This is a genomic window from Staphylococcus succinus (assembly GCF_029024945.1).
GTDB classification, from domain to species: Bacteria; Bacillota; Bacilli; order Staphylococcales; family Staphylococcaceae; genus Staphylococcus; species Staphylococcus succinus.
Window position 1 is genome coordinate 448,040 of record NZ_CP118976.1, and the last position, 13,636, is coordinate 461,675.

Here is a 13,636-nt window from a genome sequence, read left to right on the forward strand (position 1 = left end):
TGTGATTTTAACTAATAAATGGAAAAGTATAAGTCTATATTTCAATACCCTTATACTTTTGATGTTTATAGTGCATTTCCATTAGTTTCAATCACTTTTTTATACCAATTAAAAGAATCCTTTTTGAATCGTTTTTTACTACCATTTCCATAATCGTCTTGGTCGACATAAATAAATCCATAGCGTTTACTCATCTCACTTGTTGACATAGAAATTAAATCTATAGGGCCCCACGCTAAGTAGCCGATTAAATCGACACCGTCTTCAACAGCCTTTTTAGCTTCAGAAATATGGTGTTGGAGATACTCAATTCTATAATCATCATGAATTTTTCCATCTTCAAAAACGTCTTTCGCCCCTAAACCATTTTCAACAATGAATAAAGGTTTTTGATATCTATCCCATAGTTCGTTTAATACAATTCTTAGACCAATTGGATCGATTTGCCATCCCCAATCTGAAGCGCTTACGTAAGGATTTTTAAGGCTATTCATTAAATTACCTCCTATTGTTTCCCCTTCAGGTGTCACTGAGGATAACAGTGACATATAATAACTAAATGAAATATAATCTACTGGATATTGTTGGATAATAGCTAAATCTGCATCAGTAATTTCTAAATCAATATTATTGTCTGCTAAGAATTTATGGTAATAGTTTGGATATTCACCTTTTGCTTGCACATCAGTGTAAAGTAAATTAGCTTGGTCTTCTTGCTGAGCCTTAAGCACATCTTCTGGATTACAAGTGTAAGGATAATGTTTCATACGTGCTAACATACATCCCATTTGCCCATGAGGGATAATTTGCTTTAAACTTTTAGTTGCTAAGGCAGAGGCTACGAATTGGTGATGTAATGCTTGATACGAAGCGGTAATTGGGTTATCTTCTTTACCTGAAATAATGCCCCCTCCAGTATAAGGTGAGATATTAATAATGTTAATCTCATTAAAGGTTATCCAATACTTTACTTTGTCTTTGTAACGATTAAAAACTGTTTCAGCATAACGTACAAAATGATTGATGACTTCTCTATTGACCCAACCGTTATATTTTTCAGTTAATCCAAAAGGTGTTTCATAATGACTTAAAGTTACAACAGGTTCTATATTATAAGATAATAAAGTGTCAAAGACATCGTCGTAAAATGCTAAGCCTGCTTCATTAGGTTCAAGGTCATAGCCATTTGGGAAGATACGAGACCAGTGAATAGACATGCGAAATGCTTTAAAACCTAACTCTGCAAAAAGTTTGATATCTTCTTTATACGTATGATAAAAATCAATACCATCGCGTTTAGGAAAACGACCATCATAATCATTTGATAATACTTTTTGTACATGTTCATAAGTCATATCCATGTTGTGGTCACCTGTACGTTGTGACTTTGGTATAAATTCCACAAAATCTGCACTAGACAGCCCCTTGCCATCTTTATTGTAGGCACCTTCTATTTGGTTAGCAGCAGTAGCACCTCCCCATAAAAAATCTTCTTTAAATCCATTGTTAATAAACATAAAAGAATTCCTCCTCAATTTGTATTAATAAGATAAATCTTCACCATTAGAATGAATCACTTTTTGATACCAATAGAATGAATCTTTGCGTGTACGTTTTAAAGAGCCTTTGCCTTTATTATCACGGTCTACATAGATGTAGCCATAACGCTTTTTCATTTCACCACTGCCTGCAGATACAATATCTATACATCCCCAAGATGTATAACCAAGAAGTGGTACACCGTCTTTTACAGCTTCAAGCATTTGTGCTAAATGTTCACTTAAGTATTTAATTCTATAGCTATCATGAATTGCGCCATCATCTTGAACTTCATCAATTTCACCTAAGCCATTTTCTACGATGAAAAGTGGTTTTTGATATCGATCGTAGATTTGATTCATAGTTACTCTTAAACCTACAGGATCGATTTGCCATCCCCAATTTGAAGATTCGAGGTAGGGGTTTTTAAGTGATGCAAACGCATTACCAGATGATTTATGTTTATTAATTGCATCATCACCACTTTCGAGACGACTAGAATAATAAGAGAAGGAAATATAATCTACAGGGTACTGTTTTAAAATTTCATCGTCTCCGACTTCTTTATTAATAGTGACGCCTAATTCCTCAAACATGCGCTTACTATAATTTGGATATGCACCACGTGCTTGCACATCTATAAAGATATATTGCTCTCTATTTTTTTGAACAGCTGCCATAATATCATTTGGATGGCAAGTATTTGGATAGACATCACCAGCAGCTAACATACATCCAATAGTATTATCTTTATCGACGCACTTAGCAATTTTTGTTGCTAAACTTGAAGCAATTAATTGATGATGTGCAGCTTGGTACTTGATTTGGTTTGCGTTGTCTTCATCTTTAATAATTAAACCACCCCCAATATAAGGAATGTGTAAAATCATATTAATTTCATTATGAGTAATCCAGTATTTTACTCGATGACTATAGCGTTCGAATAAGACAGTGGCATAATTTAAAAAGAAGTCAATTGTTTTACGGTTATACCAACCACCATATGTTTTGGCTAAATAATAAGGTGTGTCAAAATGATTGATGGTAACAATTGGTTCAATGTCATATTTTTCTAGCGTATCAAATATTTTATCGTAAAAAGCTAAACCACTTTCATTAGGCTCTGATTCGTCACCGTTCGGGAAAATTCTAGGCCATGAAATTGAAAAGCGTAATGCTTTGAATCCCATTTCTGCAAAAAGTTTAATATCTTCCTCATATTGATGATAAAAATCAATGGATTTATGACTAGGATAAAAGTCAAAATGATTAGACAATGCTTTAGCAGGATTAAATAAAGGTTCTTTTCGCTCATCGCCTGCTGGTAATAAATCAACTAAACTTAATCCTTTTCCATCACTATCATATGCACCTTCTATTTGATTAGCGGCAATTGCGCCACCCCATAAAAAATCTTTGTGTAATACAGTCATTATTATGCCTCCTAATATTTAATAAATTACTGAAATTAAAGCATCTTTAGTATTAATATCTTTTTTATCTTCAACAACAACATCTTTCGCAATATTTGTATTCGTCACAACAATCATTACAATGTCATCTAAAGAAGCATTTCGAATGATTTGACTGTCAAATTCAATTAATGGTTGACCTGACGTTACAGTATCTCCTTGTGACACCAGAGGTCTGAATCCTTCCCCATTTAATTTCACAGTATCTATACCTATATGAATCAATAATTCTGTTCCATTATTGGACTTCAATCCAATGGCGTGACCGGTAGGGAAAAGACTTTCAACAGTTGCGTCGAATGGAGCAATAATTACATTAGATTTTGGTTTAATTGCAATACCTTTGCCCATAGCAAGCGATGAAAAGACAGGATCGTCAACTTTTTCTAATTTAATAAGTTCACCTGTTAATGGAGCTTTAATAAAATCATCAGATCCTAGTGGCACCGTGTCATTTTGTTGCGTTATTTGGTCAGTATTTTCATGTTTATTATCAGTTGATTGGTCTTTTGTTGAGGCGTCAGATTGAGTTAAACCTTCTTTTTTATCAGAATGAGCAATGAAACCTACGATTGTAGCAACTAACATACTCAGAATAGATGCCAATACAATGAGCCAAACTGTAGCATCTAATCCATTGTCTCCAATATATGCTGTGTATCCGAAAATGCCTAAACCTCCCATAAAATAAAGCTTTGTGCCAGCGAAGGCCACAAAACCTCCAAAAATACCGGCGATGATACAGCTATAAATAAACATTTTCTTTCGGGGTAAGGTAATACCATAAATTGAAGGTTCAGTTACTCCAAAAATACCTGATATGGTAGCTGGGAAGGCTAAGGATTTTAATTTAGTATTTTTAGTCTTTAAGAAAATACCTAGTACAATACCAGTTTGAGCGAAAGAGGCTGCAAATATTAAGGGATGAATAATATCGAACCCAGAAGTAGAAATATTATTCATCATGATTGCTACAAGGCCCCAATGGAGTCCAAAAATAACTAATACTTGCCAGAAAGCACCTAACAATATGCCTGCAACTATAGGACTCAAAGCATGAATACTAAGTGCACCTACACCAATCCAATTGGCAATCCAAGATGAAATTGGACCAATAATTAAGAACGTTAAAGGAACAACAACTAATAATGTAAAGAAGGGAACTAAGAATGTCTTAACAACATCAGGTATAATAGTTTTTAATTTTCGCTCAAGCCTACTCGCAAAATAAACAGCGATAATGATAGGAATGACACTAGATGTATATGTCATAGAAATGACAGGCAATCCTAAAAAGGTTAAATTTGACTCTACTTCGAATAAAGTGCCAGAGAACAGCGCGCTTGCACCCTTGGCACCCATTTCCATAGCACTAACTAGCGTTGGATATACTAAAGCTGCACCAATAGCCATGCCGAGGAAGTGGCTTGAACCAAATTTTTTAGCTGCTGTAAATCCTAAAAATATTGGAAAGAAATAAAAAATAGAGTCTCCAATAGCATGTAAGATTTGATAGGTACCAGATTGTTCAGTAATCCATCCCAAAGCTAAAAATAAAGCAGCAAATCCTTTAATCATCCCAGCTGCAGCAAGTACACCCAAGATAGGTTGAAAGATACCAGAAACTATATCTATAAATCGATTGAATAGGTTTCCTTTATGTTCATCGCTATTTGCTTCGTCATCGCTATGGTTAAAGTTTGCAACATGGTTAACTGCAGTGTATACATCAGGAACATGGTTACCTATAACCACCTGATATTGACCACCCGATTGCATTACTGTGACAATATCATCCCGATTTTTTAAGTATTCCGTATCTGCTTTGGCTTCATCTTTCAACTTAAAACGAAGACGTGTAATACAATGTGTTAAAGAATTTATATTATCAACGCCACCAACCTTTTCAACAATGTCTTTAGCTAATAACTCATATTTCATAATAAAATCACCCCAATTTGTTATGAATAGCTATATAGTTAAGAAATGAGCAGTTTAAGTCGAGGATATACGTTTAATTTTTTTGTGGCCACTGAAGAAAAATTTCCGTTTACCAAGCATCTAAAATGATCTTAACTAAAATAGCAAAAATAAAAACCCAGAATAATACACATACGATGCCATAAGGTACCGTTATGCATTACTCTGGGTTTTGCCTACTTAAAGTTACAACCCCAAACGTCGATAGTGACGTCTAAAGTAACAATAATATAAGATTAAAAACATTATAGCGCTTTAAATATTTAATGTCAACGCTTACATTGTGATTTTAACAAGCGTGCAATATGCAAAATAAGATATACACGTTCATCACTTGATACTTCATGTTGGTAATGTTTTTGGAGGAAGTCAGAAATTTTATCAACACAAACATCAGATTGTTCATATTTTTGCTTTAAAATATCTAATAAGCTTTCATCTGTAACTTCGTTTAAAGATTCTACATTAATCAGCCTTTGGCTAAAAAACTTAAGATGCGTTACAAATCTTGAGTAATTATGTTCGTCTTCATTAATGTGTAAGTTAAAATGATAACGTACAATATCAAGTATACTTTTGGTGATTTTAGTAATTTCATAGATATTCGAAATATTTTCATCCATACTTGCGTTAACGATGTGCATAGCAATAAAACCTGCCTCATCTTTAGGCAGTTGTGTCTCAAAACGCTGTTGAATAACTTTAATGGCTTTTAAACCAATTTTAAACTCTTGAGGATAAAGTTTGGCAATTTCATAAAGTAATGGATTTTCGATATTATGACCCTGTTTTGTACGTTTAATTGCATAATCAACGTGATCTGTGAGTGAAATATAGATTGATTCTGAAATAGGTGTTTCATATAATCGATTGGCTTCAATAATTATATCTTGAATGGTTATTAATATGTCTTGATCAATTTCATTTAGTAGTGTAAGCAAATGCTCTTGTTCTTTACTGGTGAGTCTAAAAATTTTATCGATTTTATTTTTATCTAAAAGCTGACCATTTTCTTTCCCAAACGCGATTCCTTTTCCCATTACGATGCGTTCTTCATGATTGATAGTAGAAATAACAACATTATTATTTAGTATTTTAGTAATCTTCATGATAAATAACATCCCTTATTTATTAATTATCTAATATAAAAAATTTGTATATTAAATATAGTTTAAGAGATTGTAATAAGTCAAAAGAAAATGAAGTATAATAATCAATTTAGTATCAGTTAAAACGAAAATAGACTTGAAGTGACCCAAGTCTATGCATATAAATGAATTTAATTTTTGTCTGCTACACATGAAGTGTCGCTGTGAATAGTTACACTAAATCCTTCTGGAGAAAGTAATAGTAGTTTTTCAGATTCTGGTTTGTAGATGTCTACATGCGTTAAGCCAAGGCTATTTGAATTATCTATACGAACTGTATCAGATTGCCAAGTGTTCGTAGCGATATGATGATGATAGTTATTCGTAGACATAAATAAAGCTTGAGGGAAGTCGGATATGTGTTGCAAACCGAGTTGCCCCATATAGAACTGTTTGGCTTGCGCTAAATCAGCTACTTTTAAGTGTAAGTGGCCTATCTTAGCATTGTCAGGCATACTGTCCCATCCTGTTTCAGTACGTTGTGCGACTAAATCATTTACATCTACTGCAAGTGTATCCATTTTGACTTTACCGTTATCCCACGCCCAAGTAGATTTAGGGCGGTCATAATAGACTTCAATGCCGTTACCTTCTGGATCAGCGAAGTATAATGCTTCACTAACAAGATGATCGCCACCACTAACTTGAATTCCCATACTTGAGGCATGGTATAAAAAATTGCCTAAGTCAGCGCGTGTGGGTAGCAGAATAGCAATATGGAATAAACCAGCCTCTCTCATAGAAGGGCGTCGTGCATCGATAATTTCATTTAAAGTAAGCGTATGACTGTTTTTTCCTATATTAAAAACGATAGATGTTTTGTTCTCATATCTAATTGTTAAACCTAATATCTGCTTATAGAATATGCGCATAGTAGATAAATCAGAAACATTGAGTGTAATATTTGTTACGTGTGTTGAGGCATTATCATGAAAAGTCATTATATCAAACTCCTTACATCAAACTTGTATTCTTATTAGTTACAAGTTTGATGTTAATATAAAAAATATACTAGGTCAACTATTAAGTTCTTTAGGTGAGTGTGGAAATAAGTTGTTTCTTGTATATTGAGTCATTTAAAATGGGTATAGAATACAAATCATACTTAATAGGGGATAGGTTCATGGCACATTATTATTTTAAAGAAAATTTTTTTAATACTTCAAAATCTGCTATTGATGTTTTTAATGATAGTGATGAAGCGTGTTTCAAATTACAGTTATTTTATACATCTGCTACGCAAGAAGCATTTGCAATGTTTGGCAATAATAAACAAAATTTTGAAATTACTGATGGCCAAGCTACTTATCGTATTTTACAAGAAAAAACAATACGTGGTGCGCTTAAAACACCGTTTAAAACTGTCTGGCAAGTTGAGAAAAATGGGACGGTTATTGGAACGTTTCGTTCAAAAATGGGAATTAAAGCAACTATGTTATTCGAAGGGAATAAGGGAGATGTTTTAAAATTCCAATCAGGTTTTATTTCAAGAAGTGTGAAAGTTATGGAGGGGCGTCATGAAATTATGCACAGTAAATCGGAGCGCTTCAAATTAGCATCTCGTCATGACCTTGATATATACACTGAAACATATCATCCTGCTATGCTTGTAATGTTGTTTCAAGTATTTTATGAATTTCAAGAACAACAAAGAAAGCAATCGAATTAATCATTGATACTAATATTTTTGGGAAATAGAAATACGAAAAAAGCACCACTAACTATAGTTTTAGTTAATGGTGCTTCTTGTTTAAAGAGAGTTATATCAAGATTTAACCTACATATACATCTTGATATTCTGGATTCTTTTCAATGACACTCTTGGCGAATGGACAAGATGCTACTACTTTTAAATCGTTGTCGCGGGCGTAGTCAACTACAGATTTAACAAGTGAAGAACCAATGCCTTGGCCGCCTAATTCATCAGGAACACCAGTATGATTAATGTCAATTTGATTATCGTCTTGTGATTGGAAAGTGATTTCTGCTTGTGGATTATTCTCATCGTCACCAATATAGAATTTATTTGTACCTTGTTTAATTTCAGCCATTTTACCACTCCTTTTATAATACGTAACACTTACTAAATATCACGTTTTGAGATAACTTAAACAATTATATCTAAACGTTTAAGTTATCTCTAACCAAATTAATAGTATAAAATAGTATGATTTGAGCATTAACCATTGAAATATAGTTGAAATAAGTTTATAGTTTTAACGGAATAATTTCGATTTGGAGGGGCGGATTTTGAAAAAAAGTATACTATTGTTACTCATATGTACGCTCGGTATAGTATTAGGTGCATGTGGAAACACAAACGAAGAAGAAAAAAAAGATGTAAGCACAAAGAATAAATTAGAGATATCTACTACTGCATTTGCTTTTCAAAGTTTTACAGAACAGATTGGCGGTAAATATGTGGACGTGCATTCAATATATCCTCCAGGGGCAGATATTCATTCTTTTGAACCAACACAAAAAGATATGATTGATATCGCAAAAGATGATTTATTTATATATTCAAATAATGAAATGGATCCAGTGGCTAAAAAGATTGCTAAGTCTATTAAAAATGATGATTTGAAATTGCCTTTAGCCCAAAATTTAAGTAGTCATGACCTTGTAGCAAATGATGAACACGAGCATGAGCACGAACATGAACATGAAGCTCATGAAGAAGGCAGTGAAGACCCACACGTATGGCTTGACCCAGTCTTAGATAAAAAATTTGCTAAAGAAATTAAAAATAATTTGGTGAAAAAAGATCCGGAACATAAAGCCTACTATGAAGCAAATTATAAAAAAGTTGCAAAAGACATCAACGCAATCGATAAAAAATTAAAAGTAATTACTAATCAACCAAAACGAGACACTGTAATTATTTCACATGATTCTATTGGTTATTTAGCGAAGCGCTACGGCTTCAAGCAAGAAGGCGTTAGTGGTATGAATAATGAAGAACCAAGTCAAAAAGCTTTAATGGGAATTGTGGAAGATATAGAAAAATCACAACAACCCTACGTTTTATATGAACAGAACATTTCATCTAAGGTAACTGATGTTATCAAGAAAGAATCAAATACAACGCCGGTAAGTTTCCATAACATGGCAACTTTATCCAAAGATGAAGAAAAGGAAAGAAATATATCATATCAATCATTGATGAAACGTAATATTAAATCTTTAGACAAAGCGTTAAATCATTAAAAATATAGGATGAATATTAAGAAAAGCCTCGAAATAGTGATGAAAAATCACATGATTTCGAGGCTTTCATAATATTGATTAACAGCTATAAATGATTAGCTAGGTATCAATCATATCGAATATAGGATACTGTAGTATTGTAATATTCTTCAAAGCCATGAATACCATCAGCGCCACCTAAACCTGATTCTCTCCAACCAGCATGATAGCCGTTAACTACTTCTTCAGCTTCACAATTTGCATAAACCTCTCCAAATTTAAGTTTTTCAGTTGCACGCATAACTTCTTTTAAATCTTCTGAAAAGATATAAGATGATAATCCAGCGTTTGTGTCATTAGCTAAATTGATTGCATCATCAAAATTTTTATAAGTAACTATTGGTAATACAGGTCCAAAAATTTCATCTTTAAAAGCACTATCCGTTGTTTTAACGTTGTCTAAAATTGTTGGCGCATAAAAATAGCCGGTTTGATCAATTTTATGACCACCTGTTATTAAAGTAGCGCCATTTTGTATGGCAGATTGTACTTTTTCATCGATGCTATCTAATTGCTGCTGATTAATTATTGCACCATAGTCAGTAGTTTCAGAGAATGGGTCGCCAACTGTTAATTTCTCCATTTTGGCTTTTAATTTATTAATAAATGCGTCATGTACAGCATCATGTACAAAAATCCGTTCAGGACAAGTACAAACTTGTCCTGCATTATTAATTCTAGCTGCTACGAGATAGTCGACAGCTTTGTCTAAATTAGCGTTTTCTGTAACAAGGGCAGGGGCATTACCACCTAATTCTAAATTAACTTTTTTAACAGTATTTGCACTTGATGCATAAACAGATTTACCTGCACGCATACTGCCAGTTAATGATATTAATTGGATATCTGGATGTTGTGCTAATTGTGTACCTACTGTTTCTCCAGTGCCAGGGAGTATTTGTACTAATCCAGCAGGAATAGTAGACTCACGGATAAGTTCGGCAAGTTTTAATGTTATTAACGAGGTTGCTTCACTTGGTTTAATAACAACAGAGCAGCCTGTGATAACAGCGGGAATGACTTTTCTCATTAAGACCATTATTGGAGCGTTCCAAGGTACGATACCTGCAGTCACACCGAGTGGTTTTTTAGTAAGTAAAATCGTTTCATTTTCTCGACTATTTTGTAAAACTTCGCCCTTGTTAGACATACTCAAGCTCGTCATATAATCTATAAATTGAATTGATTTATCTATTTCACCTTTGGCTGAAGCTAGCGTTTTGCCTTGTTCTTTAACATATAGGTCTGCTAATGTATCTTTATACTTCTCTAGTAAAGGTATTAATAATTTTACATAATCAGCGCGTGTAGGTTCTGGCACTTGTTCCCATTCTAACTGTGCTTGTTTAGATTTTGCTACTGCATCATTGACTTCTGATTCGGTAGCAAATGTTATTGTATCTAGCTTGTCTCCTGTAGCAGGGTTAATTACATCCATTGTGTCAGTCGATTTGCTTGCTATAAATTCATTGTTAATAAATAGTTTATTCAATGTTTGACACCTCCACATTATCACTTCTACCACTTATAAAGAATGTGAAAACAGAAATAACATAATTCTAGTCACCTTTGTAGAAGAATATTTATTTTGCAAAATGAAAAAGATTGTTAAAGATGGCGTTTAATAGATGAACAAGGTAATGATTTTATAAAGTAATATATTTTTTATACTTATGTGTTGACTTATTTTTAGTATGGCGTTATAATTTATCTCGAATTCGAAATAAATTTAAAGTAGGTGATGTGGTGAATCGTACTAAAGAATCATTAAATACATTTATTGGGTTAAACCGTACACTTGATCATTTAGAAAAAATTGTTCGTAAAGATGTACAACGTCATGGGCTAAATATAACAGAATTTGCAGTAATGGAGCTACTTTATAATAAAGGTGATCAACCTATCCAACGTATTGGTAATAAAGTATTGATTGCTAGTAGCAGTATTACTTATGTTGTAGACAAATTAGAAGAAAAGGGTTGCGTCATTCGAAGACGCAATAATAAAGATAAACGTGTGACCAATGCTTCGCTTACGGAGAAAGGTCGTACGATGATGGATCAAATATTCCCAGAACATGCAGAAACTTTAGAATCAACATTTTCGGTACTAACCGATGCAGAGATTACAACCTTACAGAAAGCTTTGAAAAAATTAAGTGCGCGACCTATAAAGTAGGATAAGCACTTAAATTTTTAACTAAAAATACTTCGAAACCGAGATAAAATTAAAAAGAGAGAGGCGTTTATTATGACAAATAATCAATTATTAGGAATTCATCATGTAACAGCAATGACAGATGATGCAGAAAGAAATTATAAATTTTTTACAGAAGTATTAGGTATGAGACTTGTTAAAAAAACAGTGAACCAAGATGATATTTATACGTATCATACATTCTTTGCAGATGATGAAGGCTCTCCAGGCACAGATATGACATTTTTCGATTTTCCAAATAATCCTAAAGGTGCAGCGGGCACAAATTCAATCTCTCGCGCAGCATTTAGAGTACCTAATGATGACGCACTTGCATATTATGAACAACGGTTTAATGAATATGGAGTAAAACACGAAGGCATTCAGTCATTGTTTGGAAAAAAAGTTTTACCGTTTGAAGAAGCGGATGGTCAAAGTTATCAATTAGTTTCTGATGAAAATAATAAAGGTGTAGCACCTGGAAAACCATGGAAAAATGGTCCAGTGCCAACAGATAAAGCAATATATGGTCTTGGTCCTATTGAAATAACAGTAAGCTATTTTGAAGATTTCAAAAAAATATTAGAACAAATTTATGGAATGAAAGAAATCGCAAGTGAGGATAATGTTGCATTATTAGAAGTTGGTGAAGGTGGCAATGGTGGTCAAGTTATTTTAAGAAAAGATACAGAAACACCGGCAGCACGTCAAGGATATGGTGAAGTACATCACGTATCCTTTAGATTACCAGATCATGAAGCGATTGAACAATGGTTAGAAAAATATCAATCCGCAGGTATAGGAAACTCAGGTCTAGTTGATAGATTCTACTTTGAAGCTTTATATGCACGTATTGGACATATCTTAATTGAGGTATCTACAGATGGACCAGGATTCATGGGAGATGAGCCATACGAAACATTAGGTGAAAGCTTAGCTTTACCACCATTTTTAGAGAAACAACGTGAATATATCGAATCAGAAATTCGACCATTCAATACAAAAAGATAAATGATAAATATAAGCTTATTTTAGAATGTTGTGGTAATATTTCAACATTTCAAAGCGTTATAAATGAAGGAGGTTATACTATGGAAGCTATCCAACATATTCATCATATTTCAGCAATTGTAGGTAATCCAGAAGAAAATATTAAATTTTATAGAGACATTTTAAATTTAAAATTAATCAAAAAAACAGTCAATTTCGATGATCCATCTACGTATCATTTATATTTTTCTAATGATGGTGTGGACAATGGAACAATTCTAACATTCTTTAATTGGCCAAATGCACATAAAGGTCGTATTGGTTCAGGCCAAGTTGAAAGAATTGCTTTTAGAATTCCAAAAGATGCAATAAGTCACTGGGAAAAACATTTGAAAGCACATGATATAGAAGTCTCTCGCACTCAACTATTTGATAGAGAAACATTGGAATTTAATGATGTTCATGAGCTACCATTGGCATTGGTTGAAAGTGAAGATATGCACGATGGAAGTCAAGATATTATTGGTTTTCATGGCGTAACGATGTTATCAGCTGATCCCTTGGCAACAGTGCACACACTAACTAATGATATGGGATTAGAGAAAATAAACGAAGATGAAACGCACATCCACTTAGAAACTGTTGGTGATTGGCAACATCATGTTATGGTAAAAAAAGAGACACCTGAAACGGCGGTACACTGGGGTGTAGGCGTTGTACATCACATTGCTTGGTCAGTACCATCAACACAAGTACATCGTGCTTGGCAGGTAAAAATGAGTGGGAAAGGTTATCATGTTACTGATGTCAAAGATCGCAATTATTTTGAAGCAATTTATATGAAAGAGCGTGGCGGTATTATTTTTGAATTTGCTACTGAAGGTCCGGGATTTACTATTGACGAACGATTTGACGAATTGGGATCTAGTCTAGTCTTACCACCTCAACTTGAAGAACAAAGAGCAGCGTTATTGCAATTATTACCACCCATCCGTATATAACGTAAAAGGGCTATTATTATAACTAACTACAATGGCTAATTTATTGATTTAAAAAGGAGCT

The 13,636-nt window shown here is 33.5% G+C and carries 12 protein-coding genes; 5 read left to right on the top strand and 7 right to left on the bottom strand.

The genetic code is table 11. The annotated features are described in order from the left end of the window. Positions 1-65 precede the first annotated feature (65 nt). From PYW31_RS01950 to PYW31_RS01970, 5 genes are all read right to left on the bottom strand, one after another. Positions 66-1,517, bottom strand: coding sequence for a glycoside hydrolase family 1 protein (locus PYW31_RS01950; protein ID WP_046835913.1), 1,452 nt, complete (start codon positions 1,515-1,517; stop codon positions 66-68). 24 nt (positions 1,518-1,541) lie between these two features. Further along, positions 1,542-2,972, bottom strand: a complete 1,431-nt coding sequence (locus PYW31_RS01955) for a 6-phospho-beta-glucosidase (protein WP_046835912.1) — start codon at positions 2,970-2,972, stop codon at positions 1,542-1,544. A gap of 18 nt (positions 2,973-2,990) precedes the next feature. Continuing rightward, complete coding sequence (locus PYW31_RS01960; protein WP_046835911.1) at positions 2,991-4,952, bottom strand: beta-glucoside-specific PTS transporter subunit IIABC; 1,962 nt, start codon at positions 4,950-4,952, stop codon at positions 2,991-2,993. Between the two features lie 308 nt (positions 4,953-5,260). Beyond that, positions 5,261-6,100: a BglG family transcription antiterminator LicT gene (gene licT, locus PYW31_RS01965; RefSeq protein ID WP_046835910.1), complete on the bottom strand. Its 840-nt coding sequence runs from the start codon at positions 6,098-6,100 to the stop codon at positions 5,261-5,263. A gap of 170 nt (positions 6,101-6,270) precedes the next feature. Then, positions 6,271-7,080, bottom strand: coding sequence for a VOC family protein (locus PYW31_RS01970; protein ID WP_046835909.1), 810 nt, complete (start codon positions 7,078-7,080; stop codon positions 6,271-6,273). 182 nt (positions 7,081-7,262) lie between these two features. On the opposite strand from PYW31_RS01970, the gene PYW31_RS01975 reads away from it, so the two are divergent. Then, positions 7,263-7,808 (top strand): LURP-one-related/scramblase family protein, encoded by a 546-nt coding sequence (locus PYW31_RS01975; protein ID WP_046835908.1) that lies wholly within the window; start codon positions 7,263-7,265, stop codon positions 7,806-7,808. Positions 7,809-7,911: 103 nt separating this feature from the next. Here PYW31_RS01975 and PYW31_RS01980 read toward each other — a convergent pair whose 3' ends face one another. Then, on the bottom strand, positions 7,912-8,190 hold the full coding sequence (locus PYW31_RS01980) for a GNAT family N-acetyltransferase (RefSeq protein ID WP_046835907.1): 279 nt from the start codon (positions 8,188-8,190) through the stop codon (positions 7,912-7,914). 199 nt (positions 8,191-8,389) lie between these two features. Here PYW31_RS01980 and PYW31_RS01985 point away from each other — a divergent pair, with 199 nt between their 5' ends. After that, positions 8,390-9,349, top strand: coding sequence for a metal ABC transporter solute-binding protein, Zn/Mn family (locus PYW31_RS01985; RefSeq protein ID WP_046835906.1), 960 nt, complete (start codon positions 8,390-8,392; stop codon positions 9,347-9,349). Between the two features lie 106 nt (positions 9,350-9,455). Here the strand turns inward: PYW31_RS01985 and aldA are convergent, their stop codons facing one another. Next, positions 9,456-10,898: an aldehyde dehydrogenase gene (gene aldA, locus PYW31_RS01990; RefSeq protein WP_046835905.1), complete on the bottom strand. Its 1,443-nt coding sequence runs from the start codon at positions 10,896-10,898 to the stop codon at positions 9,456-9,458. A gap of 236 nt (positions 10,899-11,134) precedes the next feature. Here aldA and PYW31_RS01995 point away from each other — a divergent pair, with 236 nt between their 5' ends. The 3 genes from PYW31_RS01995 to PYW31_RS02005 all read left to right on the top strand — a co-directional run bounded on the left by PYW31_RS01995 (position 11,135) and on the right by PYW31_RS02005 (position 13,575). Then, positions 11,135-11,566, top strand: coding sequence for a MarR family winged helix-turn-helix transcriptional regulator (locus tag PYW31_RS01995; protein WP_046835904.1), 432 nt, complete (start codon positions 11,135-11,137; stop codon positions 11,564-11,566). 72 nt (positions 11,567-11,638) lie between these two features. After that, entirely contained in the window at positions 11,639-12,595 is a 957-nt protein-coding gene (mhqE, locus tag PYW31_RS02000) for a ring-cleaving dioxygenase MhqE (protein ID WP_046835903.1), read from the top strand. A gap of 80 nt (positions 12,596-12,675) precedes the next feature. Continuing rightward, positions 12,676-13,575 carry a VOC family protein gene (locus PYW31_RS02005; protein WP_046835902.1) on the top strand — a complete coding sequence of 300 codons (900 nt, stop codon included), beginning with the start codon at positions 12,676-12,678 and terminating at the stop codon, positions 13,573-13,575. The last annotated feature ends 61 nt before the right edge of the window (positions 13,576-13,636 follow it).